Genomic DNA, 25,525 nt, shown 5'->3' on the forward strand with positions numbered 1-25,525 from the left:
GCATTGGCTAATTAAAACAAAATGCCCTCGTCATCGGAACGGGATGGCGGAACATAAGTGTCGGTGCTGTCGGAAGTCACGCCGCCGCATTCCCTGACGTAATTTTCAGGCTTGTTGAATGCGCCTTTTCTGTATTGAACGAGCGTTTGATCGTCGTAAACTTTTTTCATAAACAAGCCCCAGGCTGGCATGGCAATGCGTCCGCCTTGTCCATATGCAATGGTCCGGAAGTGAATGCTCCTATCCTCGCCCCCAACCCAAATGCCTGAAACCAAATGCTGCGTCATGCCCATGAACCAACCGTCTGAGTAATTGGATGTTGTTCCTGTTTTAGCAGCAATTTCGTTGCCGTCCGTTACGCCATATTGTTTCAACCGACCAGCAGTTCCGCCTGGATCTTCAACGGCGCCGCGCATCAGATAAAGCATGTTGTAAGCCATGTTTTCGCTAATTTCCTGATTTTGTTTTTGGAAAAATTCTTGCAAAACGTTGCCATAGCGGTCTTCAATGCGCAAAATCGTCATGGGCTCTGTCCTGTGTCCGCCATTAGCAAAAGCGCTGTAAGCACCAACCATCTCAAAAACAGAAACATCGCTGATCCCCAAACAAAGTGAGGGAACTTCCTGTAACTTACTCGTTATGCCAAGCTTATGCGCATATTCAGCAACCGTTTTCGCTTTCACCATTTTGATGAGATAAGCGCTCACCGTATTGACCGATTTCCCCAAAGCCTGACGTAATGACAGGGATTGATATGAATATTTATTGTTAGAGTTTTTAGGAGACCAGCCGCCTGGAACGCCGTCAGATGGCCCAAAGTAAATCGGCGCATCGGTTACGTGATCGCACGGCGTCAGGAAGTTTTTGTCCAAAGCCGAGACGTAAACGAATGGCTTGAATGTAGAACCTGGCTGGCGAGAACCCTGCTTTACGTGATCATATTTGAAATATTTAAAATTAATGCCGCCAACCCATGCCTTCACGTGGCCGTTTCTCGGATCCATTGACATCATCCCCGCACGTAAAAAACGCTTGTAATAAGCAATGGAATCCAGCGGACTCATCATTACTTCTTTCTCACCATTCCATGAGAAAACCTTCATCTTGTAAGGTTTGCGCATTACTTTCCAAGCTTCTTCCTCGCCCAGATCGCGCTTCAATGAGATGAAATGCGGTGATCTTTTTGCAGCTGTTGTCAGGAAACCCGGAATTTCTTTTCCATTATCGAAAGACCAGGGATTGCGGCCTTTCCAATGTTCATCAAAAAGCTTTTGCTGTTGCTTCATATGCTCGGTGAGCGCATCTTCCTGGTAACGCTGCATGCGCGAATCGATGGTTGTATAAATGCGTAACCCGCTTGTATACAGGTCGTAATTCGTGTCATGTTCCTCATTATAAAGCTTCACCCAACTCTTCAAATAACCGCGCATTGATTCTCTGAAATACGGCGCGAGACCGGTGTTATGGCTGTCAACGGTGAAGTCCATGCCAAGCGGCTTTGCTTTGTATCTTTCAAAATCTTCTGCCGGAATGTAGTCGTATTTCGCCATTTGAGCCAGAACCGTATTTCGACGGTTCAATGCATTTGTTGGGAAGCGCAACGGGTTGAAAAGCGTTGGATTTTGCAGCATTCCTACAAGTAATGCTGCTTCGGTAACATTCAAATCCCATGCTTCTTTGTCAAAATAAGTCTTCGCGGCAACCTTGATCCCGTAGGTGTTATTGCCAAAAGAAACGGTGTTGAGATACATTTGCATGATCTCCTGCTTAGTATATTTTCTTTCCAGAATGACGGACAGAATCCATTCTTTCGTTTTTGCGATGACAATGCGAACCAAAGGAATTTTCCCCAAAAGTCCCTCAAATTCCTCTGAACGCGTATTAAACAGGTTTTTGGCAACCTGCTGTGTCAGCGTGCTTCCTCCTCCTGAACTAGAATTTCCGGAAACCACACCCTTAAACACGCGCAATAAACTTCTGGGGTCAATGCCGGAGTGATTAACAAATCGTGCGTCTTCCGTCGCAATCAATGCGTCGATCAGGTTCGGCGAAATTTGTGAAATGTCAATTTGCGTGCGGTTTTCGAAGAAATATTTACCGAGCGACTTTCCATCTTCGCTGATCAGTTCGGATGCAAGCTCACTTTTAGGATTTTCGAGCGTTTTCAAATCGGGCATTCCACCGAAAAGCCAGAAGAAATTGAAGCTGACGGCAACAATGTAAAGTATAACTAGACCCAGTCCAACTGCAATAGTCCGCCATAGACGGATTATGGTGCGGCGATACTTTCCGGGTTGAAGCTCAAACATAAACGTGGGGTTAATTAATTGTAAACTGACAAATATACGATTTCAGCTAGTTATCTCTTTCCCATGGAAAGTGAATTCAGCTCTTGCATTTCTTTCAGGCGAGGGAGGTAAATACTGGAAGGATATAATCTCATAAATTCGGTAATGGCTTGTGTGTAAGCTTCTTTACCCCGCACTTTACCGATCAGGAAAACCCTTAAAAGTGCGAATTTATCTTCAATTGCGTGGCCTTTATAAGCAGGCAGGTTTTGTTCAATTTCTTCAAGCGCTCTGGCATAATCTCCTTTGCTGTAAAGCGCATAGGCCGCTTCATACTCTTTTACAGGGTTGCCGGAACCGGCCAAGTCGCCTGCATTGCCAGTCGTTTTTCCCACCAACCGGGCGTAAGTTGATGTCGGATATTCATTCAGCAGCCGCGATTTCCAGGCATTTTTATCATTCTCACTTTCATAGGTGAGATACAACAAATAATAGATTTCCTCCTTGTATTGCGTCTTTGGATAATCAGCCAAAACACGCTCAAACGTGTTGATGGATCTTTGCTGCTCTTTCAGATCAAATCTGTAAATCTTGCCCAGGTTATACAACGCATCTTCTTTTCTCTTTTGAGAATCGCCCATCTGGCCTTCTGTGAGCGGAATGCTTTGTTTAAGCGATGCATGCAATGCGTCCCATTCCGGGGAGCCTTTTTTAAGGCTGTTGTCGGCCACGAGTTCCGTCGTAGGTGCCAGCGAGTCGGGCGCGTTGATTCCATTGTTAGCCAATGACCGCATTTGTCGACTGCTTCTGCGCCAATCGTCTTCAAGCGGACGGTTGCCCCAGGCTCTTTTGAAATCCATTTTTCCCTGATTGATCAATGCGGGATCATACAGTTCCCAGCGGCGTTCGCCTCCATTCATCAGGGGACTTTGGACACTCTGGACATTGGTGTTTTGCGCAGCAAGCAATGCTTTTTGAGCCTTGGCTTCTTCCGCCTTCCGTTCGCTCTCTTGCGCCTCTATAATCGCATCGATTCGGTTATCGAGTGCGGCCGGATTCATTTGCGCCAATTTCTGCAAACTATCCTCGGTGTTGACAATTGTATATTGTTCTACAAACTGGTCCAATGCTCTTTTTCTTTCTGAAACCAACTTATATTCTGGTGCCGTCTGCGGAAGGATCGTCAATGCGCTGTCATAATAGGCTTTCGAAACTTCAAACTTTTCCAGGGACTCATAATTGATTCGTGCAAGCTGCAAATAAGTGTAAGCTTTTTGCTCCATGTTCGTGCCTTTGGAAGCAGCCGCCGACTTTTGCAAGTAATCGATTGCCTCAGGAATTTGTTTTCTGTGCTCGGCAAGCAAACCCATCGTGAAATAGATCTTATCCCGCAAATCATCATTCTTGCGATCGCGCAACATTTTTGCAAAACCGACATCGTCCAAATCTTTTTTAGGATCCAGAACGACTTCATTTTGCAGCGAATTCATGGATGAATAAAAGCCCAGATCATATCCAGGCCGGTTTTTGCTCACGCTCCGGTAATGCTTGTTGGCCAATGCATATTGTCCAAGGCGGTCATACATTTGCGCAGCCGCAAAATGAATCCGGGCAGTTTCGGTTGATTTTTTTAAAAGCGGAAATGTCTCTTCGAGAATGGCAACGGAAGTCAGATACTCGCCATTCTGCTGGTGCAAATAAGCTTTGGTAAGATAAAATTCACGGGCCGAAGACTTTGTCAGTGGCTGCTGACTCAAATATTCTGCAACACCCAATGCATTCGAATAATCTTTCCGAATGGTGTAAGCCCGCATAAGCAGGATCAGCGCATCATTTTTGTCATTTTCGTCGCGGCCATTGGCATATACATAACGCAATGCTTCCAAACCATCCGCCCACTCTCCCAGATACAACCGTGATTTACCTAAAACAATGTAACTGTTATCCATCCATTTGCTGTTTTGATGCTTTTCAGCCACGATGGACGACTTTTTGATGGCATCCTGCAACTGCAGTTTAACCGGCAACGACAACACAGAATCTAAGGGAAGCAGGATCGGCAGCAGCTCGTTATAATTTTCTTTGTATGCCTTACTCATTTGAAATTCAGCCTCAGCAAGACTTTGCTCGGCCATAAAGTAGGCATTATAACGCGCAGAAAGATTGTGAAAACCGATTGCACCAGGTTTTGTACTGAACTGTGAACAGGCTGTCAGCATACCGATAAACGTAAGCGAAAGCACTATCCGGCAGGTGTAGAGGGCAAAAGGGTTGGTCACAAATATGAAGTTAGGGATGTTTTGTATCTTCTTATGAGCAAATCTAAAACGGTAATTTAAATAATTACGTATCGAAGACAAGGGCAATTGTAAAAATTGAAGCAATTTTACGACAATAACAATGAGCAGTCAAATGAAAACGGACAACGATCAGGCAGGAAAAGACGAGCGAAAAAGGGCATTGCAAAAACAATCGTCCGGTTTTCTGAAATACTCGGGCATGGCTACGCAAATGCTCGGCACCATTCTTATTTTCACTTACGGCGGCTACAAGCTGGACGAATGGCAGCAAAACAACGTGCCCGTTTGGACATTGATTATGTCGCTGTTATCGATCGCAGGCTCCTTATATATGCTGATCCGGGGTTTTACAAAGAAATAGATTTTATCAAAAAACCGTCAGGCATGTTACGCACTATTGCTGCAACCGTCATCATTGGAATTGCATTTTTCCTTGCTCAGCATTTTCACTTCGACCGCTTCCTTCATCCTTATATATGGTACATTCTGATCTTCTTTTTCGGGCTGTCATTCTTCGCCCATCGTTTGATGGAGCTTGGGTTTCGCAACAATCGCGAAAAATTTGTCACGTTCTATATCGCAGTCATTGTGGGCAGGATCATTTTAAGTCTAGTCTTTATTGGACTGTTTTTGTTCAAAGGGTTAAGTGACTCATTCCTATTTATAACCAACTTTTTTGCTCTCTATTTGTTTTATACATGCTTTGAAATATATGGTTTCTATCGTACCTTGCGCCGCAATTGACAAAGCATCGCATTTAAAGCATCTATGTACACCCATTTGAGACTGTTTTTTACCACTGCCCTGGTTGCGGCAACTTGCCTTTTCAATGTTCCTACAAGAGCGGCCGAACCTGTACAGCACGAGGCTGAAAAGGCTGTTGAAGGCATTAATCAGGCCGAGCATAAAATTGAACATAATCTTGAAGAGTCAGAGGAAAAGTTCAATATCGGCCAGATGATCATGCACCACATTGCCGACTCGCATGAGTGGGAAATTACGCATGGTGTGGTTCTTCCGCTTCCTGTTATCCTTTATTCAGCAGACCGCGGAATTGAAGTTTTCTCATCTTCGAACTTTCACAACGATCACCACGAATACAATGGTTATCACCTTGTTCACGGTGATGCCGAGACGATTGTTCCGGTTGACGAGTCCCGCACAGTTTACGATTTCTCGATCACCAAGAACGTTGCTTCCATGCTATTGAGCGCGGTGATCTTGATCCTGATCTTCACAAGCATCGCAAGTTTTTATAAAAACAACAAAGGAAAAGCGCCAAGAGGATTTCAGTCTGCAATGGAAGTGATTATTCTTTTTATACGCGACGATGTTGTGAAGCCGAACATTGGTCCGAAATACGAAAAATATCTTCCTTACCTGCTTACATTGTTCTTCTTTATCCTGGTGAACAACATTCTGGGCTTGCTTCCCGGATCGGCTAATGTTACGGGTAACATCGCCATCACCATGACGCTTGCCGTGTTAACATTCATTGTCGTTCACTTGAATGCAAACGGTAATTATTACAAACACCTTGTGAAGCCAGACGGCGTTCCGGTTCCTTTGTTGCTGATTATGATTCCTGTTGAGATTGTAGGCGTATTTATGAAGCCTTTCTCATTGATGGTCCGGTTATTCGCCAACATGACAGCAGGTCACATTATCTTGCTAAGCCTTTTTGGTCTGATCTTCATTTTCCAAAGCATTGTAATCGCTCCGGTTATCTCGCTTTTCGCCTTGTTCCTGAACTTCATCGAGATCATGGTGGCGTTTATTCAGGCATTTATTTTTACCCTTTTATCGTCCATGTACATTGGAAGTGCCATCGAAGAGCACAGCCACGCAGATCACGGACATTGATTTGAATCTCTTTTTTATTTATTATATATTTTAACAAACACAATTATGTTGCTTCAAATCTTGCTTCAAGCTACGGAACAAAGTGGTGCTGGTCTAGCTGTTTTCGGTGCTGCTATCGGCGCTGGTCTAGCTGCAATCGGTGCTGGTCTTGGTATCGGTAGAATCGGTGGAAGCGCTGTTGAAGGTATCGCTCGTCAGCCAGAAGCTGCTGGTGCTATCCAGACTGCAATGCTTATCATCGCGGCTCTTATCGAGGCGGTAGCGCTTTTCGCAGCGGTTATCTGTCTGCTGATTTCGTTCAAGCTTTAGTAAAAACATTGGACTTCGGTCCTTACTTCTTTCGCATTAGGCGTTAGAGGTAACATTGAAATTCTTCGTGGGAGCATTAGGCTTCCACGATTTTTTAAGAAATAAAAGAGAGCGGTTCTTAACACTCAAAACTCATTATACTATGTCATTGCTTACTCCAAACCCAGGTCTTATTTTCTGGATGCTTGTGGTATTCTTGCTGGTTGTTTTCATCTTAGCCAAATTCGCTTGGAAACCAATCATTAAAGGACTTAAAGATCGTGAAAACGAAATCCAGGGCGCACTTGATCTTGCAGAAAGAACAAGAGCTGAAATGGTTAAATTGAAATCAGATAATGAAAAGCTGATCGCAGAAGCAAATGCAGTGCGTGATCAAATCCTTCGTGACGCCAAAGATGCTGCTGATCGCACAATCCTTGAATCAAAAGACAAGGCAGCTGTGGAAGCGCAAAAAATGATTGACAGCGCGCGTGAAGCGATCCGTAACGAGCAACAACTTGCTGTTACCAAGATCAGAAAAGAAGTTGCTACACTTTCACTGGAAATTGCCGAGAAAGTTTTGCACCGCGAATTGAAAGACAAAGCAGCGCAAGAACAATTGATCGCAGAACTTGCTTCATCTGCCCGCCTTAACTAAAAAGTATACAAAATTAATTTACGATGTCAGTAAGTATAGTTGCTTCCAGATACGCAAAATCGCTGATTGAACTGGCGAAGGAACAAAACGTTCTTGAAGCAGTTTACCAGGATATGCTTTTATTTAAGGATACGGCTGATAAAAACAGGGGCTTAATGCTTGCATTGAAAAGCCCGGTTGTGCGTCACGAGAAAAAACTAAACATTTTGAAAGCCCTTTTCGAAGCACGCGTCAATCCAGTTTCTTACGCGATCTTTAACATCATTACGAAGAAAAACAGGGAATCCATTCTCGACGAAATAGCAAACGAATTTGTAATCGCCTATAATCTATTCCAGGGCATTCAAAGGGCAACGGTTACAACGACAACGCCACTGACAGAAGAATTGCGCAAGCAGTTTACAGATATAGTCACTGAAAAAACGGGCCGGACGGTGCAATTGGCCGAGAAAATTGATCCGAACCTTATCGGTGGATATGTGCTTAAAATTGATGACCGTCAGATTGACGCGTCATTGAGAAGCCGTCTTAATGAACTTAAATTACAGTTTGTAAACTGATATTTTTATCTGCATAATTTGGAAGACCCGGCAGCTATGCGGCCAGGTCTTTTTTTATGCGCGAGTGTTTCTAAACATTCATTTTTGTAACATTCTTGAAGCTGATGTCAATGGCTTCAAGCGCTGGTCTTTTCGCCACATCCTGCTCAACAAAAAAGTGCGTCATTCCTGCAATCTTACGTGCATCAAAAATCTTTTTGAAGTCAATCGAGCCAGTTCCAACTTCTGCAAATGACTGATCGCCTTTGTCCATATCCTTCACATGCCATAGCGGGAAACGACCTGGATATTTCTTAAACAAATCGACCGGATCCAAACCAGCTTTCACGATCCAATACAAATCCAATTCAAGCTTAACCAAATCAGGATCAGTGCTGGCGATAAGATCATAAGGAAGCTGGCCGTCCATTTTCTTGAATTCAAAATCATGGTTATGGTAACCGAACTGCAAACCTGCCTTTTTAGCAACTTCACCTGATTTGTTGAACAGATCAACATATTTTTTGTAATCTTCAATAGACTTTCTTTCTCCATCCGTCAGATATGCGCAGTTCACATATTTTTGGCCGATAGAAGCTGCATCGTCAACTGCACGTTGCCAGTCATTGGAAAGTGTGCCTTTTTGGTCTTTCATCTGCACACCAGCGCCATAATGTCCGCTTACCGGATCAAGTCCAAGGCCGTCCAAAATTGCTTTAAATTCTTTTGGCGACTTTCCGAAGAACTTTCCATCATTATAGCCGAAAAGCTCCACTTCTTTATAGCCGATTGCCGCTACTTTTTTCAATGTTCCTTCCAAATCTTTTGAAAGATCCTGGCGAAGGGTGTAAAGCTGTAAACCTATTTTTGAAGATGCTTTTGCAGCAAAGTCAAGCTTCGAAAGCATTGGTGCAGCCAACATAAAAGTACTTGCTTTCATGAATGATTTCCGTGAAATCTTCTCGTTGTAGTTCATCTGTCTTAGTCGAAATTGGGGTTGGTTATATTATTTGGTAATTGTAATCGCTCCTGAACTGGTAAGCTTCGTTTTCATCTCCTCCGTGATTTTCCAATCGTCAGAGAATCTGCCGTCAAAGATGGCGTTCATTGAAGAATCCTTGAAGAAGAACAAATCTTTTAACTCCGGCAATCTGCGGTGCATAACGGAAACGAATGGAAAGCCTTTATCCTCCGCGCCGCTCCACCAGGGCAGACCTGAATTGATGGCAACATAATGTTTGTCAATTGGAAAAACATAAAGTAAACCATGTGTTTTATCGGCTGCATTCAAATGTAAGGGAAGTTTATCCGCGTATTTTGCAATCATCGCGTTGGTTTCTTTTGTGCCAAACAGAATGAGATTGCTGCTTTCAATGTCGCTCGGCCGAACTTCCTTATCTGACAAAACTCTTGGAAAGAACATGATCCGGCCTAAAAACTCGCCCCTATAATGCGACCAGTAAGCCGCTTGTGTAGCAAGATCAACGCGCTTCTTCAATTCTTCGGGTGACGGATTGTCAGCAGTGCCGTAGACATAAACATGGCGACTTGAAAACGCATCATAAATCGGCCCCTCCGCACCTTTTTTCTTTACTATGCCAGTTGCAATCGGGCTTGTAGCAACAGTCCAAACATTGTTGTTTTTCACAAATGAAACGGAACTGTCTGTTTTAGCAGTTAACGCTTTTCCGTCAATCGTGAATGTCACATTGGATGCCGCGTTGAATTTCGGATGACCTTTTAGGTTGACTGTGAATGCAAAAAGATTTTTAGTTGTAATCGTTGCAGCATTAGGCTTATTGAGATTGGCGTCAATCTCCGCCAATGTTCCAAGATTCATTTTATCAAACTGAACCCAAAATGCTTTGTTGTATTTATACTGCTTGCTGACAAATTTCACGCGATCAGGAAATGGATTGCGCTCCGCGTGACCAAACCATTCAAAGATAAATTCATTGTCATAAGCGCTCACCCAGCTGTCGTGCTTTACATCTACAAATTCTTTATAACTCACTTCAACACCAATATCCTGCAAATGTTCAACCCACTTCCGCGTGCCTGCAACAGGAACAACGGGATCAGCGTCACCATGGAAAAAGTGAACGGGAAAATTCAGTGCGTTGGAAGCCAGGTCAAATGTTCCTTCCGGCGGCGCAGGGCAAACTGGCGCAATGGCAGCCCAAATGTCAGGACGAGTAAGCCCTATCCACAAAGTTCCGCCGCCGCCCATGGACAAGCCGGTGAGGTAAGTTTTATTTTCATCAATTTTAAAACGCATTTTGACATCATCCAGCACGTCATAAACGTCTTCCTCTGGAATGCCTTGGTAACCCGCGGTTCCCCTCGCATAAGGCGCAGCAACAATAAAATCAACATCATCCCACTGAGGAAAAGATCTGCTTGCTTCTACATCCGTTTCGCCCTCAGCATTGCTTTTTCCGAAAACCCGGCGCAAGTCCAACCGGTGATTGGAACCGGCTCCATGGAGCATGATAACCAAAGGATATTTCTTGGTTTCGTCAAAGTTTTTGGGAAGATAAAGACCGTAAGGCTGCTCTGTGTCGTCTGCATCTGAGAAGAAAGTCAAGACCTGCGGGCCGGAGGAAAGTCTCTGTGCTTGTACATCAGCAATGTTTGATATTAAGCCCAGAACAGTAAAAACCGCAACATTCCAAAATTTGATTCTCATCTCGATATGATAATTTTCTTGGGCTAAATATAAACTAAATCATAACGACTATTTGCTAAAATCTGCATTTCATTCTTGGTAATGAATGTTAACACAAAAAAAGGCGGATCAGATGATCCGCCTTTCAAGCATTATTACTTTAAAAGATCCACCGATTAATTGGCTAGCTCTTCTTCTTTTTTACGAACACTGATAACAAGTTGTTCACTGTTCTCTTCGTGATTGGCAACCAGCACATCGCCTTCGCGCAAATCGCCTTTCAATATTTCCTCTGCTACGGGATCTTCAAGATATTTTTGGATCGCTCGGTTCAAAGGACGTGCTCCATATTGAGGATCGTATCCTTTTTCTGATAAGAAGTCCTTCGCAGGAATTGTCAATTCTATTTCGTATCCCAAACCTTTCACACGGTTAAACAATTTTCCTAGTGAAATGTCTATGATTCTGTGCAAATCTTCGCGTTGAAGCGAATTAAACACGATCACATCATCTAAACGGTTCAAGAATTCAGGAGAGAATGCTTTCCGAAGTGCACTTTGAATAGTGCCTTTCATGATATCATCCTGATTTTCTGTTTTGGCTTTGGTTGAGAAACCAATTCCAGATCCGAAATCTTTCAAATCACGCGCTCCAATGTTAGAAGTCATGATAATGATCGTGTTTCTGAAATCAACTCTGCGTCCCAAACCATCCGTCAGGATTCCATCGTCAAGCACTTGCAATAGAATGTTAAACACATCCGGGTGCGCTTTTTCGATCTCATCCAAAAGAACTACGCTGTAAGGCTTGCGTCTGATTTTCTCGGTCAGCTGCCCACCTTCTTCGTAACCCACATATCCCGGAGGCGCTCCAACCAAACGCGATACGCTGAATTTCTCCATGTATTCGCTCATGTCAATGCGCACCAGTGAATCTTCTTTATCAAACAGATAAGAAGAAAGCACTTTGGCAAGCTCAGTTTTACCTACACCAGTCGGTCCAAGGAAAATGAACGACCCGATTGGTTTTTTCGGATCTTTCAAGCCAACCCTTGTGCGTTGAATTGCTTTGGTAAGCTTTTCAATCGGCGGGTTTTGACCAATTACTTTGGCTTTCAATTCGTCAGCCATGTTCAGCAATTTCTTGCCTTCGTCCATGGACACATTGGTTACCGGGATGCCCGTCATCATTGCAACCACTTCGGCCACATTGTGTTCAGTTACCGTGTAACGTTTTTGTTTTGTTTCTTCTTCCCAAGCCAGTTTAGCGCGCTCCAATTGATCGATCAATTTCTTTTCACGATCTCTTAATTGCGCAGCTTCTTCATATTTCTGGCTCTTAACAACCCTGTTCTTTTCCTGCTTGATATTTTCAATCTGCTCTTCAAGAACGAGAATGTCTTCGGGAACTGTAATGTTGCTGATGTGAACCCGCGCTCCTACTTCATCCAAAACGTCAATCGCCTTATCCGGCAAGAAACGGTCTGTAATATAACGCTCAGACAATTTAACAGCAGTGCTGATCGACTCAGGCGTATAGTTTACGTGGTGGTGATCTTCGTATTTATCCTTGATGTTTTCAAGGATCTGAATGGTTTCTTCGATTGAAGTTGCATCCACCATCACCATTTGGAAACGACGTGCTAATGCACCGTCTTTCTCAATATACTGGCGATATTCGTCTAATGTCGTCGCACCGATACATTGAATTTCTCCGCGTGATAATGCAGGCTTAAACATGTTTGAAGCATCCAAAGAACCGGAAGCGCCACCTGCACCTACAATTGTATGAAGCTCATCAATGAACAGGATCACATCCGGAGATTTTTCCAATTCATTCATTACTGCTTTCATTCTCTCTTCAAACTGTCCGCGATATTTTGTTCCGGCAACCAATGATGCCAAATCAAGCGTTACAACGCGTTTGCCGAAAAGCACGCGAGAAACTTTTTTCTGAACAATCCTTAATGCAAGACCTTCAGCGATAGCAGTTTTACCTACACCGGGCTCACCAATAAGAATTGGGTTATTCTTTTTACGACGGCTAAGGATCTGAGCGACACGTTCGATTTCTTTCTCACGTCCAACGATCGGATCCAATTTGCCAACCTCGGCCATTTTGGTAAGGTCGCGTCCAAAGTTATCCAACACAGGAGTCCGTGATTTTTCAGCTCCTTTTGATTCTTTACCAGATGCAGAGCCGCTTCCTCCTCCAAACATGCCACCTCTTGCCTCATCATCTCCGTCTTCGGTCTCCGGCCCCATATGCGGCTTGGATCCTGATGATTGATATTCTAACATTTCCTTGATGACTTCGTAGTTAACATTAAATTTATGCAGAATCTGGGTGCCTACATTGTCTTCGTCGCGCAAAATCGAAAGCAGTAAATGCTCCGTTCCGATCAAATTACTCTTAAATATTTTGGCTTCCAGATAAGTAATTTTCAGCACTTTCTCTGACTGTCTTGTCAGCGGAATATTTTGTAAATTCTTTACGTTGTTGGTCGCTGCGCCTTTTGTTGCCTGCTCAATGGTTTGTCGTACATCATCCAAAGAAACGCCCAGCTTTTTCAATAAGCCTATCGCCACTCCGTCTCCCTCACGAATCATTCCCAGTAACAAATGCTCTGCTCCAATGTAATCATGACCGAGGCGAAGTGCTTCTTCCCGGCTCATCGTGATTACCTCTTTCACTCTATTCGAAAATTTTGCTTCCATTGTGTAGCAATAAAAAGTGTTTTAATATTCTAAACGCTACTTGATCCTCGATTGTTCAAAATAGCTTTATTGAAATTTACAGGATTTTAACAAAACACTTTTTGCCTCAGGACCCATATTAAATAGCAGATCAATAATACTCAGGTTACTTACAAAATCATTCCCGAAGGTTTGATAATAAGGCACTGGCTGGTAATATTCAGAGGGAATTAGGCTTTTCCTGTTGTTAATGAGGGAAATAGCATTAAACACCTTGCTTTCATCCACAACCACACCTGACAAATTGTACTGTAATTCCTTCTTAACTCCTACCAATCTAAGACAAATTGTCAATAATTCATAATTCAAATCGACGAGATATGCTAATTTTTTGTCGTATATATCCAAAATTTCGGGGGCATAAAACTCGTAGAACGGGGATTTTCCGTAGGCTGATTTCAAGCAGCCGAGATGACGTCGCATCCAGTCCTGGCCGTAGTCAATCTTTATGTCTTTGGTGGGGGTGGCTGCCTCGTACTTTTTGACCGGAACCGTTAACAAATCTGTTTTATTCGCAGTAAGAACACTACATCGGTTGCGATAACTTTGCTTCACATATCGCTCTTCAATGTCGATGAAAATACGGTCGTATTTTAATAAACAGGTAAAATAAGCGATGCAAGGTAAATACTGTAATTCAATCCGTAAATCCGTGAACTCGTCACGATCACTCAAAATTTGTGACACTATCAAATATGGTAAAGGCTTATGATATTATCAAAAAATTCATAATAAATATTTTGCACCGGTAGCAATGTACAATTCGAACACTGAATGATACAATTCCTGTTATAAAAAGATACTGATATCGCCCAGCCCTTCCCGGATTATTTCAAAGCCATCGTTGTCAGCTTTTACAATCGTCGATGCCACATTGCCGCCGTATCCACCGTCCACAACCATATCCACCTGATGCTGAAATTTTTCATAAATCAACTCAGGATCAGTAGAATACTCGATAATTTCGTCTTCGTCTTTAATCGACGTTGTAACGATCGGATTGCCTAATTCTTTTACGATCAAACGCGGAATCATGTTGTCAGGAATACGAATCCCCACGCTTTTTTTGTTGGTGTTGAGCAGTTTGGGCACATTGCTCGTGGCTTCGAGGATAAAAGTATATGGCCCGGGCAGCACTTTTTTCATGATTTTGAAGGCAGCCGTGTCCACCCGCGCGAAGTCTGCAATGTGGCTTAGATCGTAGCAAATAAATGAAAAATCATTTTTTTGAGGTTTGATGCCTTTGATTCGGGCAATTCTTTCGACGGCGCGGGAGTTGTAAATGTCGCAGCCCAGTCCATAAACCGTGTCGGTGGGATAAATGACCAATCCGCCGTTTCGAAGACAATCGACAACCTGGCGTATTCTTCTTTCGTCAGGATTTTGGGGATAAATTTTAATGAACTCAGCAGGCATAGGCAATAGCAACTTTAAAGAATAACAATTCTAGAAGCTAAATCCTTCCTGTCCAAGTGCTTTTTTTAAGTTTTTGATATAAAATCGATAAGCGAAATTGACTGGAAGATGCAGCCTGCACATGACTACGATCAGCTCGGTTTGCCATCCGGGATTCTCAATATAATTTAGCAAAACCCGAAAACGGATCGCAAGCTCAAATTCCTGCGCATACCAGCATTTGCGAATGAATGTGCGAATGCGAGCCGCCAGCAGATCAAATTCTTGCTGATCGCGGTTTAGATCGTAGGCTTTGTTGCAAACTGCATAATAGGAAGCCAGCATGCCGCTGCCCTTTTTGTAAACCATTGAAGAAAGTGAAGTGGGAACGATGCGCTTTTTGGTCAACACTTCATCCAGATAAAAATATTTGAATTTTGTCGCCGAGCGCACCCAAAAATCGAAGTCTTCAAATGTCAGTGTTTCATCGTAACCACCCAGCCCGATTAATGCCTCGGTGCGCATGATCATTGTGGGCGTGCAAATGAAATATCGTTCCAAAACATTCTTGTAAACATCCCCGGAAGGCACGTTATGCGCCGCTTTTCCTTGCTTGTCAACCTGATAATGATAGTCCAGATATTTTCCGGCGGGAGTGATATACAATGCATTGGTAAAAACCACAGCGTATTCGTCAGAAAGCTGTTCAAATGCTTCCACCTGCTTTTCAATGCGCTCGGGCATCAGCAGATCATCGCCGGAGAGGTCGATCACGTATTTTCCTTTCGCGATGGAAAGCCCTATGTTGAAAGCTTTGCAAAGCCCGGAATTAAACGTGTTTTTGATTAATATGAACTGGTTCGAAGCCGCTTTAAACCGCTCGATTTTGGTGAGCGTCTGATCCGTGCTCGCGTTGTCAATGACAATCAGCTCAATGTGTGCATAAGTTTGCTGGAAGACTGAATGAAGTGTTTCTTCAATATATTTTTCCTGATTATAGGCTGTCAGGATAACAGTCACCAATGGCTTTTCCTTCTCTTTCATTTCAACATGCAGTATCACAATTCCCGTCTCACAGCCCGATTTTAATGTTTTGGCGGCCGTAAGTTTCAAAATTAGCAACATTCACCACATGTCAGAGAAGTAGTTAGTTTGCGGTAAATCGCTGCTTCGGGACAATTTTTCCCTTGGCTGCGGCTGCGATGCCAGCGTTAATTTCAAAGCCAAGAATGATCACAAAAGCCAGCAAATAGAGCCAGATCATGAGCGCTATCATGGTTCCAATGGAGCCGTAAAGCTTGTTATAAGAGCTGAATCTCGATAAATAATAGGAGAAACCATATGTCGCAGTCAGAATCAACACGGACGCAATGACAGAGCCTGCATTGATGAAACCAAACTGCCGCCCATGAGAAGGAGCAATGCGATAAATAAGTGAAATAGTCAGCATTAGGGACCCAAAACTGATCAGATAACGCGTAATATTCAGCAATGTGATGGTCCAATTATCTTGCAAAATGCTCCAATCGCTCAGAATGTTCATCACAGCGTCTCCCACGATGAGAAGAATGACCGACAGGAACAGAACAACAATCAAAAGCAATGTCAGCAAGGTCGCGATTGCCCTTAATTTCAGAAAACCCCTGATTTCAATATCATCATAAACCATATCAAAAGAGCGCATCAGTGACATCATTCCATTGGTCGACGCGATAAGCGCGAAAATGAAACCGAAAGAAAGCACGCCTTTCCGCGGCCTGCTGATAATGTCCATGATCGTTTGGTCTGCATCCTGAAAAATCCCGCTCGGAATGTTTTCGCGAAGCAATTCCATGATCTGCTCATCCAAATGCTCGATCGGGATGTAGGGAATTAATGTAAAAAGGAAAATGATCGCAGGAAAAGAGGCAAGTGTCAGGCTGTAAGCAACCGCTGACGCGCGTTGGTCAATGTCATATTTGCGATTGCTCCGCACCAGATTGACCAGAATGTCATATAAAGAAACTGTCTTGCTCAGGAAAACCTTTCGCTGCAGCCAGACGATAAGACGCTTGATCTGACGGTTTGTTAACAGTTTTTCAAGCATAGGCAGACTAATTAAATTTCAAAATACGGCTTCAACTTGTTGAGCAGCTTTTCCGGCGCGAGGCATAATTTTCCGTTGTCCCGGCGCTGAAAAACCAATGTCGTCTCACCCGTATTCAACAGCACATTGTTTTGATTGCGTATTTCGTAATGAAAAACGACCCTAATCCCAGGCATTTCCTGCAAAGTAACGCGGATGCTTAGTTCGTCGTCGTAACGCGCGGGCTTCAAATAACGGGAATGGTTTTCATAAACCGGCATCATTACGCCTTCATCTTCCATCACTTTGTAGTGAAAATCAAGGCTCCGGAGCGCTTCAACCCGCCCTATTTCGTAATAACGGGCATAATTTCCATAATATACATAACCCATCTGGTCCGTATCTGCATAACGGACCCGCACGCCTTTGACTTCGTAAACGAACATTATTTCATGATTTTGAGTCGGTTCAATTCGGCCTGATACATGCGTGCATTGTTCAAATGATCGGCATAATTGGTCGCAAATGCATGATAACCGGACAAGTCCGCCTTCGCACACATGTACACATAATCGTGCTTGTCATAATTCAAAACCGCATTCAGGGAATTGAGGTCGGCGACGCGGATCGGGCCGGGAGGCAGACCCACATTTACGTAAGTGTTATAAGGCGATTTGATCAAAAGCTGTCCGTTTAAGATCCTTTTAATGGCAAAATCCTGCAACGCGAATTTGATCGTAGGGTCCGCCTGCAAAGGCATCTGCGCGTTTAAACGGTTAATATAAAGCCCAGCCACTTTGGCCCTCTCATCCACTTTTCTGGCTTGTTCTTCCTCAACAATGGAAGCCAGAATCGAAACCTGAACCGGTGTCAGCCCAATGGATTTTGCTTTTGCAGTCCGCTCTTCTGTCCAATATTTTTTGTATTCGCTGTGCATCCGGTCCAAAAACTTCTCTGTGCCCGTTGTCCAGTAAATCTCATAAGTGTTTGGCAAAAACATGGAAACAATTGTCAGCGTGTCCAATCCGTATTTATGGCAAACCTCCGGATCATTAAGCGCTTTTCTAAAATTTTCTTCTCCAAATGCAAACCGGCTTCCGATTCTTACGATCAAATCTTCTTTTAGCCTGATGTTGTTAAAGGTCAGTTTCACAGCATCCTGACTGCCAGCAGCAAGTTTTTTAACAACCGCGTAGTTGTTGGAATTCGGCTTGATCACATATCTTCCTGGCTTAACCTTATCCGGATATTTTAAAAGTTTGGCAAGAAACTGAAATGAAATATGATCATTGATCACTTCATGTTTGTTCAACGAATCCAGCACCGATTTGTAAGTTCCGCCTTCCGGGATCAGCAATGCAAAACTCGTTTGCTTGTCAAGTTGCAGATTAGGCGTTTTAAATATTTGCCAAAAATAAAAAGTGAATGTTGTGGTAAGGATTGCAATGGTGACAAACAACCCAACTTTAAAATTACGCGACATATGATGTGTGGCTAACAGCTTCCGGCGATCGTCCGCCTCCGCTTCCGTTGTTTTATATGTTAAAGATTAATTTCAAATGATATTCCAAATCGCTTTGCAAGCTCATCAAGCGAAACAACAACGGGTTCAAGCAAATGAATTCCATTAATGTTGCGTTCCGCCTCCGTCTCGCGCTCAGGGTCGCCGGGGATCAGCACTTTCTGGCCATCCACAGCCCGCGCGCCGCGGAATGCTCTGATCCATTTGTCCATATCCTGTTTAAATTCATCGGCTGGACGGAACCCATCAACGCGCATCGCTCCAAGAAAATGCCCCGTTCCCAAGCCCACACCTTGCTGAGCAGTCATAAATCCGGCAGTTGCAAATGGCGGCACCCAAGGGCCAAAGTTAGCACCTGAAAGCACGCCTGAAAAAATATCCACAATGGCGCCAAGCCCATAACCTTTATGACTTCCGTGCTCCCTGTCCGAACCCAACGGCAGCAAACCGCCGCCGCTTTTCACTGCATTCGAATCCGTTGTTGCATTGCCTTCCGCATCCTGCGCCCAGCCTAAGGGAGCGGGCAATCCTTTGCGCTGTAAAATTTCAAATTTCCCGTAAGCCACAGCCGTTGAAGCAAAGTCAGCCACAAAAGCAGGCTCTTCCAAAGCCGGGACTGCAACCGCAATCGGGTTGGTTCCAAGCAACTTATCCAAAGAAAAAGTTGGCGTAACCAACGGTGCAGCATTGGTCATTGTCCAGCCGATCATGTCTTTTTCCAAAGCCAGCATGGCATGATATCCGGCAATGCCAAAGTGGTTTGAATTCCGTACAGAAACCCATCCCGAACCCACTTTTTCGGCTTTCTCCATGGCAATTTCCATGGCTTTCGGCGCAACCACCAGTCCCAGCCCTCTGTCTCCGTCCACAACTGCCGTGCTAGGCGTTTCATAGACAACTTTCACTTCCGGTTTGGGATTAAGGCGGCCGTGATCATACAAACGAACATAACCCGCCAACCTTGCAATTCCATGCGAATCGACCCCACGCAAATCTGCACTTACCAAAACGGTCGCCGCCAGTCTAGCCTCTTCCTCTGAACATCCTATGGCAAGGAAAACTTCTTCCGTAAAATGTTTTAAATAGCTGGCCTGATACATATAAGTTGAATGAGTGAGCTTACGTTGATTTTCCTGCACGCTGTTTGCCGGCACGCGAGGCGCTGCAAATATCCTAATTCAAATGGCATCGTCCAATATTTCATCAAAATCTGTTCGCTGGCCGCGACTTAAAATATGGTTAACAATGCAACACTTTTGCCCGTTTCAGAGAATGATTCCCTATATTTGAAACATTCTTTTAATGCTATGAGACAACGCTTATTTATTGTCCTTTTAATACTCACAGGGAGTTTCCAGGCGTGGTCCCAGGATCATTATGATGCCAAAAAAGCACTTTCAAGCGAAGAACTTTTCCTCAAACAAAGCACCACAAACCGCGTAATTGCCTCTCCCGGGCAGAAATATCTCGTTTTAGACGCGTCCCCTACGATCGGCGGCTTTCACCGATATCGCTTTTTTCCCGGCGATAATATCAAGTTCCGGATGCATAACGAAACCATTCGCTTCAACGAAACCATTGCCAGCGTCACGGACTCGTCTTTCAGCATTGCCATCATTAATGAAGCCGTTGGCCGAATGGATTATCAGGAAATCCTTTTGAAGGATATCAGGCTTATGAAAGTCTCCCGAAGGATTCCGTTCGTTTCGCAACTGGCTCCATTGCTGCCGCTTGCGGGGTTAATTTACATCGGCGCTGATTTTTTCAATAAAGGAATTGATAATAAAAGATATACAACCGACGCTTCGTCGCTCTTTGTGGGCGGGGCGTTTATGGCGGCAGGTTTTGTTTGTTACAAATTGACATTTTCATCGTTGAAGATCAACAGCAAAAACAAGCTGAAAGTCCTGGAAACCTATTAATACAAAACCATTGCCTCCAAAGGCCAAGCGCCTTTGCATTCCCTAATCTGATTACTTGAAGTGAAATCCATTCTAGTCCACCCACCCAAACAATCCATACGCGCAGAAATAAGACTGGCAGCATCCAAAAGTGAATGCAACCGTGCGCTCATTATCAATGCATTGACTGGTTTTCAATGTGAGCTTTCGAACATTTCGGAAGCCCGCGATTCACAAACAATGCTCAGGCTGCTCGATTCGCAGGACACCATTGCCGATGTGATCGATGCAGGCACTACAATGCGTTTTTTGACAGCTTATTTCGCAGTAACCGGTCAAAACAAGATTATGACCGGCACGCCGCGGATGTGTGAAAGGCCGATCGGGATCTTGGTGGATGCCTTACGAATCCTGGGCGCAGACATTGAATATCAGCAAGAAACAGGCTTTCCGCCATTGAAACTGAATGGTTTCACTTACTCCGGCACGAACGAAATTACAATGCGTGGCGACGTAAGCAGCCAATATATTTCCGCATTGCTGCTTGTTGCGCCAAGTTTGCCTAGCGGTTTAAAAATAAAGCTGGAAGGAGAAGTTGGTTCAAAGCCTTACATTGAAATGACGCTCAATCAAATGGCTCATTTCGGCATTGAATATCAGGCAGATTGGCTTACAAACATGATCATTGTTCCGCCATTCAAATATCAGCCGCATCCTTATGCAATTGAATCCGACTGGTCGGGTGCGAGTTACTGGTATAGCATTGTTGCACTGGCCGAAGATGCGGAAGTGGAGCTTTTGGGCTTGAAAAAAGACTCTTTGCAGGGCGACAGCGCCATTGTCAAAATTATGGAGCATCTGGGCGTCGCAAGTGTTTTCACAGAACGCGGCGTGCTTTTGACCAAAACCCCACCCGCAGCATCCATTGGCTGGGATTTCACAGATTGCCCCGACCTTGCCCAAACCGTCGCTGTTTGCTGCGCTGTAAAAGACATTCGCCTTTCCTTAACCGGCATTGAAAGTTTGAAAATAAAGGAAACAGACCGCGTTTTCGCATTGCAGCAGGAATTGCAAAAGCTTGGCGCGACGCTCAAAGAAATTGAGAAAGATCATCTCTACGAAGTGACCCGCATTCCGGGATTCGAGCCAAAAGAGACACCTTCCATTCACACTTATGATGATCACCGCATGGCCATGGCATTCGCCCCGGCTGGAATGGTTTCACCGATTATCATTGAAGAACCAGGCGTTGTTGTAAAATCCTATCCGGGTTATTGGAAAGATCTTTCCGTTGTTACAACCTGGGAGGAAGTCTGATTTGCTGCCATTAACACACTGATTTATGGAAATGCTTACCTCGTTCTTTGCTGCGATCCCGATTTGGGTTTATATCATTATCATTCCTGTTGCGATCGCTGTCAGGGACATTTTGCAGCGGAAGCACACCATTCAGCATAACTTTCCCCTGGTCGGGCATTTTCGTTACATGCTCGAAACGATTGGCCCGGAATTGCGGCAATACATTGTTGCCAATAACCGCGAGGAACTGCCTTTCAATCGCCGTCAGCGCTCGTGGATTTACGCTTCTTCCAAAAAAGAAAACAATTATCAGGGTTTTGGCACCGACCAAAATATGCAGGAAGCCGGTTATGTGCTGATAAAACCTGCCATGCTTCCTTATAAGCTGGATACAACGCACAGCCATCACGTCCTGAATGGTAATGATCCGCATCATTACACAATTCCTTCGGCGAAGGTTATCGGCGAATTCCATAAAAGAAAAAGACCTTATCGCCCGCGTTCCATCGTGAATGTGAGCGCAATGAGCTTTGGATCACTTTCTTCACGAGCAATTGAATCGTTAAATAAAGGCTCATTCCAGTTCGGCAATTACCATAACACGGGCGAAGGCGGATTGTCTCCCTATCACAAATTCGGCGCAGATGTGGTCTTTAACATGGGAACTTCATATTTCGGCGTTCGCGATGATCAAGGAAATTTTGTGATGGAAAAGTTGGTGAAAATGACCAAACTGAATCCATTTGTGCGCATGATCGAGCTTAAACTTTCGCAAGGTGCCAAACCAGGAAAGGGCGGCGTGCTGCCCGCCAGCAAGATCACTGCAGAAATTGCAGAGATCCGTGGCGTTCCCATCGGCAAAGACGTTGTTTCGCCTCCCTATCACAGTGCTTTTTCAGATGTAAAAGGAATGATCGATTTTATTGAGCAAATGGCCGCTGAAACGGGCTTGCCTGTTGGAATAAAATCTGCTGTTGGAAAAACGGATATGTGGGAAGAATTGGCCGACCTCATGGCTGAAACCGGAAAAGGCCCCGACTTTATCACCATTGACGGCGGCGAAGGCGGAACAGGCGCAGCGCCGCCATCATTCGCAGACCACGTTTCGTTGCCGCTTGTTTTCGCTTTCAGCACGGTTTATAAAATATTCCAAAAGAGAAACCTGACCGACAAGCTGACTTTCATCGCATCCGGCAAGCTCGGACTTCCGGCGCAGGCCGTAATGGCATTCTCGATGGGCGCCGATGTGATCAATGTTGCGCGCGAAGCAATGATGTCAATTGGCTGCATTCAAGCGCAGACTTGCCACACAAACCGCTGCCCAACAGGCATTGCAACCAATAACAAATGGCTCGAAGCTGGCATTGATCCCGCGCTGAAAACCGAGCGCTTCAACAGTTATATGAGCACGCTGGCGAAGGAAATTATCGAAATCACGCATGCGACGGGTTACGAGCATCCCTGCCAGTTTGGAATGAATGATGTGGACATTTCCATGGGCGACCAAAACCGAACGATCTCCCTGGCTGACAATTATGGTTATCTGAAAACGATCGTTCCATATTCAGGAATTAAGCCCTTACTCGAATGCCCGCATCTCGGTGGGAGAAAAATTCCTGGTGAAAAAGTTGCCTAATCGTTTATGGCTGTATTTAACTGCAACAGTTCCAAACTTTTGCACAAAAAGCAGTATATCAAAATATGACCTGCGGGCGTTGGTTTGATAGTTAAACATGGAAAACAATGATTAAAACGCTACTAGTCACCATTTTTGCCTTTTCCCTCGGTCTGAGCTGCACCTTTGCCCAAAGTAACCCGCGTTATTTTGTTTTGTTCAAAGACAAAAACAACACGACCTTTTCCGCAGACAAGCCGGCAGAATTCCTCTCAGCGCGTTCCGTTGCCCGCAGAACACGACAGAACATTCCAATTACGACTCAGGATTTCCCCGTTAACCCGGGTTATGTGTCGGCTATAAAACAGGTGGGTGCGGAAGTTATTTTCACTTCCCGCTGGTTTAACGGCGCCATTGTAGAGGCGACCGCTGCACAGCTTGCCAACATTCGGAAACTGCCGTTTTTTAAAAGCATTGAATTTGATTTGCCTGTTGCCAACATTGGTTCGAAATCGCCCGGCGTGGAGCGCGTTGGCGGTGTTAACAAAAAGTTTGAGACAACCGAAGATCTGAATTACGGAAATATGAATGCCCAGTTGGCACTCATGGACGTTCCAAGTTTGCATAACAAAGGCTTTCACGGCGAAGGCATGCTCATCGCCGTTTTGGACAATGGATTTTTAAATGGTGATCAGGTTCCGTTTTTGAAGCCGCTTCGCGACGAAAAAAGGATCGTCGACACTTATGATTTTATGGGCCGGGAAACAAATGTTTTCAATGACGGATCACACGGCTTAAATGTAATTTCAACCATGGCAGCCGACCAGCCCGGAACAATGATCGGAGCGGCTTTCGAAGCGAATTACGCGCTTTACAGAACAGAAAACGACTTTCTTGAATCACCATATGAGGAAATTGCGTGGTTGATGGCCGCCGAGCGCGCGGATAGCTTGGGCGCAGATGTGATCAATTCTTCTCTGGGTTACAATCAGTTTGACGACGAGTTTGCCAAGCCGGAATACAGTTACACGTATCAGGATATGGACGGCAAAACGACCATTGTCAGCCGCGCCGCACGCTTTGCGACACGAACTGGCATTTTGGTCGTCACTTCGGCTGGAAATGAGGGAAATAAGGCGTGGCATTACATTGTCGCGCCCGCTGACGTGGATTCTGTGCTGACCGTCGGCGCAACGAATTATGAACGCGCTTATGCTGCATTAAGCTCCGTAGGCCCGAATGCGGCAGGCCAGCAAAAGCCTGATGTCGCGGCCGTTGGACTGGGCGCCGTGATCGGCAACACGTCCGGCAATGTTTCCAGCAACAACGGAACTTCGTTTTCGTCGCCGTTAATGGCTGGTTTTTCAACGATTTTGTGGCAGGCATATCCTAACTTGACCGCGCAGCAGCTTATTTACGCCATCAAAAAATCGGGTCACCAGGCCAGTGCGCCTGACAATTTGTTGGGTTATGGCGTCCCGAGCGCTGTGAGGGCAGAAAAAATTATTCAGGAAGAATTTTCACCGCTGGGAACGGAGGATAACCTGCTGTCTGCCATTGTTTTATCACCAAATCCGGTTCAGGACGACGCAAGTCTTTCCATTCCGCAACATTTGATTGGCAAACAAGCAGTGCTCAATTTATATGGACAGAATGGCAAAACATTAAGCACATTGGAATCAAAACTGACTGCTAACCAACCCATTGCAGCAACGCAATTGCCGGCAGGATTATATTTGGTAAAAATTAAGGTTGACAATCAGGAGAAAGCGCTGAAATTTATCAAGCAGTGACCTTGCGGATCATGCGCACGACGGATTCTGAATCATTCAATTTTGCAACATCCTGCAAAGGAACCCATTGCACATCCAATGACTCGTCATTAACCACGATGTCCTGTCCTTCCGCAGCTTTGAACGCATAACGAATGTCATAATGATTGTGCGCCGGAAGGCCTTTCCGTTCCGGAATGAGGTGAATATCCACATCAAAAATGCCTTCTTTATACAATTCCAATTGTTGAATGCCTGTTTCTTCCCAAATTTCTTTCCGGGCAACTCGCTCGGTGTCAGGATCTCCATCACAATGCCCGCCTGGTTGCAGCCAGTGTCCCAGCTTTTGGTGATGCATGAGCAAAACCGAGTTTCCATCCGCCGACAGCACCAATCCCGAAGCGGTCACATGCCCGATCAGCAATGATCTTTCGAAGCAATCTTCGTGACTTTTGACAAAATCAATTGTTGCCAAATACATTTCATTTTCAAGTCCGTTTTCGGGTGTATAAGCATTTAAAAGGGATAACAAACTGTTCCGCTTCATGTAGGCTATGTGATTTTTTCATTCTAATTTCACCACAAGTTTAATACTT

Annotated in this window: 23 protein-coding genes; 10 read left to right on the forward strand and 13 right to left on the reverse strand. The window is 44.6% G+C overall.

The genetic code is table 11. The features are described 5' to 3' along the window. Positions 1-11 precede the first annotated feature (11 nt). Together LZG73_RS16265 and LZG73_RS16270 are read right to left on the reverse strand one after the other, a co-directional pair. Positions 12-2,309, reverse strand: a complete 2,298-nt coding sequence (locus LZG73_RS16265) for a penicillin-binding protein 1A (protein WP_233852220.1) — start codon at positions 2,307-2,309, stop codon at positions 12-14. A 50-nt stretch (positions 2,310-2,359) separates the two neighbouring features. Continuing rightward, positions 2,360-4,567 (reverse strand): tetratricopeptide repeat protein, encoded by a 2,208-nt coding sequence (locus LZG73_RS16270; protein WP_233852223.1) that lies wholly within the window; start codon positions 4,565-4,567, stop codon positions 2,360-2,362. 133 nt (positions 4,568-4,700) lie between these two features. Here LZG73_RS16270 and LZG73_RS16275 point away from each other — a divergent pair, with 133 nt between their 5' ends. The 6 genes from LZG73_RS16275 (at position 4,701) to atpH (ending at position 7,957) form a co-directional block, all read left to right on the forward strand. Continuing rightward, on the forward strand, positions 4,701-4,949 hold the full coding sequence (locus LZG73_RS16275; protein ID WP_233852226.1) for an AtpZ/AtpI family protein: 249 nt from the start codon (positions 4,701-4,703) through the stop codon (positions 4,947-4,949). Beyond that, entirely contained in the window at positions 4,850-5,332 is a 483-nt protein-coding gene (locus tag LZG73_RS16280; protein ID WP_233852230.1) for a hypothetical protein, read from the forward strand. Before LZG73_RS16275 ends, LZG73_RS16280 begins: the two co-directional genes overlap by 100 nt. Positions 5,333-5,356: 24 nt before the next feature. Then, positions 5,357-6,451 carry a F0F1 ATP synthase subunit A gene (atpB, locus tag LZG73_RS16285; RefSeq protein WP_233852232.1) on the forward strand — a complete coding sequence of 365 codons (1,095 nt, stop codon included), beginning with the start codon at positions 5,357-5,359 and terminating at the stop codon, positions 6,449-6,451. A gap of 45 nt (positions 6,452-6,496) precedes the next feature. Beyond that, positions 6,497-6,760: an ATP synthase F0 subunit C gene (gene atpE / locus LZG73_RS16290; protein ID WP_233852235.1), complete on the forward strand. Its 264-nt coding sequence runs from the start codon at positions 6,497-6,499 to the stop codon at positions 6,758-6,760. A gap of 142 nt (positions 6,761-6,902) precedes the next feature. Continuing rightward, complete coding sequence (atpF, locus tag LZG73_RS16295) at positions 6,903-7,397, forward strand: F0F1 ATP synthase subunit B (RefSeq protein WP_233852237.1); 495 nt, start codon at positions 6,903-6,905, stop codon at positions 7,395-7,397. Positions 7,398-7,420: 23 nt separating this feature from the next. Further along, entirely contained in the window at positions 7,421-7,957 is a 537-nt protein-coding gene (gene atpH, locus LZG73_RS16300) for an ATP synthase F1 subunit delta (protein WP_233852239.1), read from the forward strand. Between the two features lie 70 nt (positions 7,958-8,027). Here the strand turns inward: atpH and LZG73_RS16305 are convergent, their stop codons facing one another. From LZG73_RS16305 to LZG73_RS16350, 10 genes are all read right to left on the reverse strand, one after another. Then, the gene (locus LZG73_RS16305) at positions 8,028-8,912 is read right to left on the reverse strand and encodes a sugar phosphate isomerase/epimerase (protein WP_233852241.1); all 885 of its coding nucleotides are present in this window, start codon (positions 8,910-8,912) and stop codon (positions 8,028-8,030) included. A 30-nt stretch (positions 8,913-8,942) separates the two neighbouring features. Continuing rightward, positions 8,943-10,625 carry an alpha/beta hydrolase-fold protein gene (locus LZG73_RS16310; protein WP_233852243.1) on the reverse strand — a complete coding sequence of 561 codons (1,683 nt, stop codon included), beginning with the start codon at positions 10,623-10,625 and terminating at the stop codon, positions 8,943-8,945. 155 nt (positions 10,626-10,780) lie between these two features. Beyond that, positions 10,781-13,321 (reverse strand): ATP-dependent Clp protease ATP-binding subunit, encoded by a 2,541-nt coding sequence (locus LZG73_RS16315; RefSeq protein ID WP_233852246.1) that lies wholly within the window; start codon positions 13,319-13,321, stop codon positions 10,781-10,783. Positions 13,322-13,387: 66 nt separating this feature from the next. Next, positions 13,388-14,047 carry a WbqC family protein gene (locus LZG73_RS16320; protein ID WP_233852248.1) on the reverse strand — a complete coding sequence of 220 codons (660 nt, stop codon included), beginning with the start codon at positions 14,045-14,047 and terminating at the stop codon, positions 13,388-13,390. A gap of 102 nt (positions 14,048-14,149) precedes the next feature. Further along, the gene (locus LZG73_RS16325) at positions 14,150-14,776 is read right to left on the reverse strand and encodes an L-threonylcarbamoyladenylate synthase (RefSeq protein WP_233852265.1); all 627 of its coding nucleotides are present in this window, start codon (positions 14,774-14,776) and stop codon (positions 14,150-14,152) included. A gap of 30 nt (positions 14,777-14,806) precedes the next feature. Further along, positions 14,807-15,880 (reverse strand): glycosyltransferase, encoded by a 1,074-nt coding sequence (locus LZG73_RS16330; protein WP_233852269.1) that lies wholly within the window; start codon positions 15,878-15,880, stop codon positions 14,807-14,809. A 22-nt stretch (positions 15,881-15,902) separates the two neighbouring features. Continuing rightward, a complete protein-coding gene (locus LZG73_RS16335) occupies positions 15,903-16,841 on the reverse strand; it encodes a YihY/virulence factor BrkB family protein (RefSeq protein ID WP_233852271.1) in 939 nt (312 codons plus the stop codon). 11 nt (positions 16,842-16,852) lie between these two features. Then, positions 16,853-17,266, reverse strand: coding sequence for a thioesterase family protein (locus LZG73_RS16340; RefSeq protein ID WP_233852273.1), 414 nt, complete (start codon positions 17,264-17,266; stop codon positions 16,853-16,855). Continuing rightward, a complete protein-coding gene (gene mltG / locus LZG73_RS16345) occupies positions 17,266-18,303 on the reverse strand; it encodes an endolytic transglycosylase MltG (RefSeq protein ID WP_233852277.1) in 1,038 nt (345 codons plus the stop codon). Before mltG ends, LZG73_RS16340 begins: the two co-directional genes overlap by 1 nt. A 59-nt stretch (positions 18,304-18,362) precedes the next feature. Continuing rightward, complete coding sequence (locus LZG73_RS16350; RefSeq protein ID WP_233852280.1) at positions 18,363-19,442, reverse strand: Ldh family oxidoreductase; 1,080 nt, start codon at positions 19,440-19,442, stop codon at positions 18,363-18,365. 207 nt (positions 19,443-19,649) lie between these two features. Between LZG73_RS16350 and LZG73_RS16355 the strand changes: the two genes are divergently transcribed. The 4 genes from LZG73_RS16355 to LZG73_RS16370 all read left to right on the forward strand — a co-directional run bounded on the left by LZG73_RS16355 (position 19,650) and on the right by LZG73_RS16370 (position 24,950). Continuing rightward, positions 19,650-20,264 carry a hypothetical protein gene (locus tag LZG73_RS16355; protein ID WP_233852282.1) on the forward strand — a complete coding sequence of 205 codons (615 nt, stop codon included), beginning with the start codon at positions 19,650-19,652 and terminating at the stop codon, positions 20,262-20,264. A 60-nt stretch (positions 20,265-20,324) separates the two neighbouring features. Continuing rightward, positions 20,325-21,560, forward strand: coding sequence for a 3-phosphoshikimate 1-carboxyvinyltransferase (locus tag LZG73_RS16360; protein ID WP_233852285.1), 1,236 nt, complete (start codon positions 20,325-20,327; stop codon positions 21,558-21,560). A gap of 25 nt (positions 21,561-21,585) precedes the next feature. After that, positions 21,586-23,178 carry an FMN-binding glutamate synthase family protein gene (locus LZG73_RS16365; protein WP_233852287.1) on the forward strand — a complete coding sequence of 531 codons (1,593 nt, stop codon included), beginning with the start codon at positions 21,586-21,588 and terminating at the stop codon, positions 23,176-23,178. A 107-nt stretch (positions 23,179-23,285) separates the two neighbouring features. Then, a complete protein-coding gene (locus LZG73_RS16370; protein WP_233852291.1) occupies positions 23,286-24,950 on the forward strand; it encodes a S8 family peptidase in 1,665 nt (554 codons plus the stop codon). Here LZG73_RS16370 and LZG73_RS16375 read toward each other — a convergent pair. Further along, positions 24,940-25,476, reverse strand: coding sequence for an NUDIX hydrolase (locus LZG73_RS16375; protein ID WP_233852294.1), 537 nt, complete (start codon positions 25,474-25,476; stop codon positions 24,940-24,942). The two genes, LZG73_RS16370 and LZG73_RS16375, sit on opposite strands and share 11 nt — an antisense overlap. Positions 25,477-25,525: the final 49 nt, after the last annotated feature.

This window comes from Dyadobacter sp. CY326, from assembly GCF_021390515.1.
Classification (GTDB): Bacteria; Bacteroidota; Bacteroidia; order Cytophagales; family Spirosomataceae; genus Dyadobacter.

Coding starts and splice junctions, on each gene's coding strand:
- LZG73_RS16265 (WP_233852220.1), bottom strand. CDS start 2,309: ATGTTTGAGCTTCAACCCGGAAAGTATCGCCGCACCATAATCCGTCTA.
- LZG73_RS16275 (WP_233852226.1), top strand. CDS start 4,701: ATGAAAACGGACAACGATCAGGCAGGAAAAGACGAGCGAAAAAGGGCA.
- LZG73_RS16280 (WP_233852230.1), top strand. CDS start 4,850: ATGGCAGCAAAACAACGTGCCCGTTTGGACATTGATTATGTCGCTGTT.
- atpB (WP_233852232.1), top strand. CDS start 5,357: ATGTACACCCATTTGAGACTGTTTTTTACCACTGCCCTGGTTGCGGCA.
- atpE (WP_233852235.1), top strand. CDS start 6,497: ATGTTGCTTCAAATCTTGCTTCAAGCTACGGAACAAAGTGGTGCTGGT.
- atpF (WP_233852237.1), top strand. CDS start 6,903: ATGTCATTGCTTACTCCAAACCCAGGTCTTATTTTCTGGATGCTTGTG.
- atpH (WP_233852239.1), top strand. CDS start 7,421: ATGTCAGTAAGTATAGTTGCTTCCAGATACGCAAAATCGCTGATTGAA.
- LZG73_RS16305 (WP_233852241.1), bottom strand. CDS start 8,912: ATGAACTACAACGAGAAGATTTCACGGAAATCATTCATGAAAGCAAGT.
- LZG73_RS16310 (WP_233852243.1), bottom strand. CDS start 10,625: ATGAGAATCAAATTTTGGAATGTTGCGGTTTTTACTGTTCTGGGCTTA.
- LZG73_RS16315 (WP_233852246.1), bottom strand. CDS start 13,321: ATGGAAGCAAAATTTTCGAATAGAGTGAAAGAGGTAATCACGATGAGC.
- LZG73_RS16325 (WP_233852265.1), bottom strand. CDS start 14,776: ATGCCTGCTGAGTTCATTAAAATTTATCCCCAAAATCCTGACGAAAGA.
- LZG73_RS16330 (WP_233852269.1), bottom strand. CDS start 15,880: ATGTTGCTAATTTTGAAACTTACGGCCGCCAAAACATTAAAATCGGGC.
- LZG73_RS16335 (WP_233852271.1), bottom strand. CDS start 16,841: ATGCTTGAAAAACTGTTAACAAACCGTCAGATCAAGCGTCTTATCGTC.
- LZG73_RS16340 (WP_233852273.1), bottom strand. CDS start 17,266: ATGTTCGTTTACGAAGTCAAAGGCGTGCGGGTCCGTTATGCAGATACG.
- mltG (WP_233852277.1), bottom strand. CDS start 18,303: ATGTCGCGTAATTTTAAAGTTGGGTTGTTTGTCACCATTGCAATCCTT.
- LZG73_RS16350 (WP_233852280.1), bottom strand. CDS start 19,442: ATGTATCAGGCCAGCTATTTAAAACATTTTACGGAAGAAGTTTTCCTT.
- LZG73_RS16355 (WP_233852282.1), top strand. CDS start 19,650: ATGAGACAACGCTTATTTATTGTCCTTTTAATACTCACAGGGAGTTTC.
- LZG73_RS16365 (WP_233852287.1), top strand. CDS start 21,586: ATGGAAATGCTTACCTCGTTCTTTGCTGCGATCCCGATTTGGGTTTAT.
- LZG73_RS16370 (WP_233852291.1), top strand. CDS start 23,286: ATGATTAAAACGCTACTAGTCACCATTTTTGCCTTTTCCCTCGGTCTG.
- LZG73_RS16375 (WP_233852294.1), bottom strand. CDS start 25,476: ATGAAGCGGAACAGTTTGTTATCCCTTTTAAATGCTTATACACCCGAA.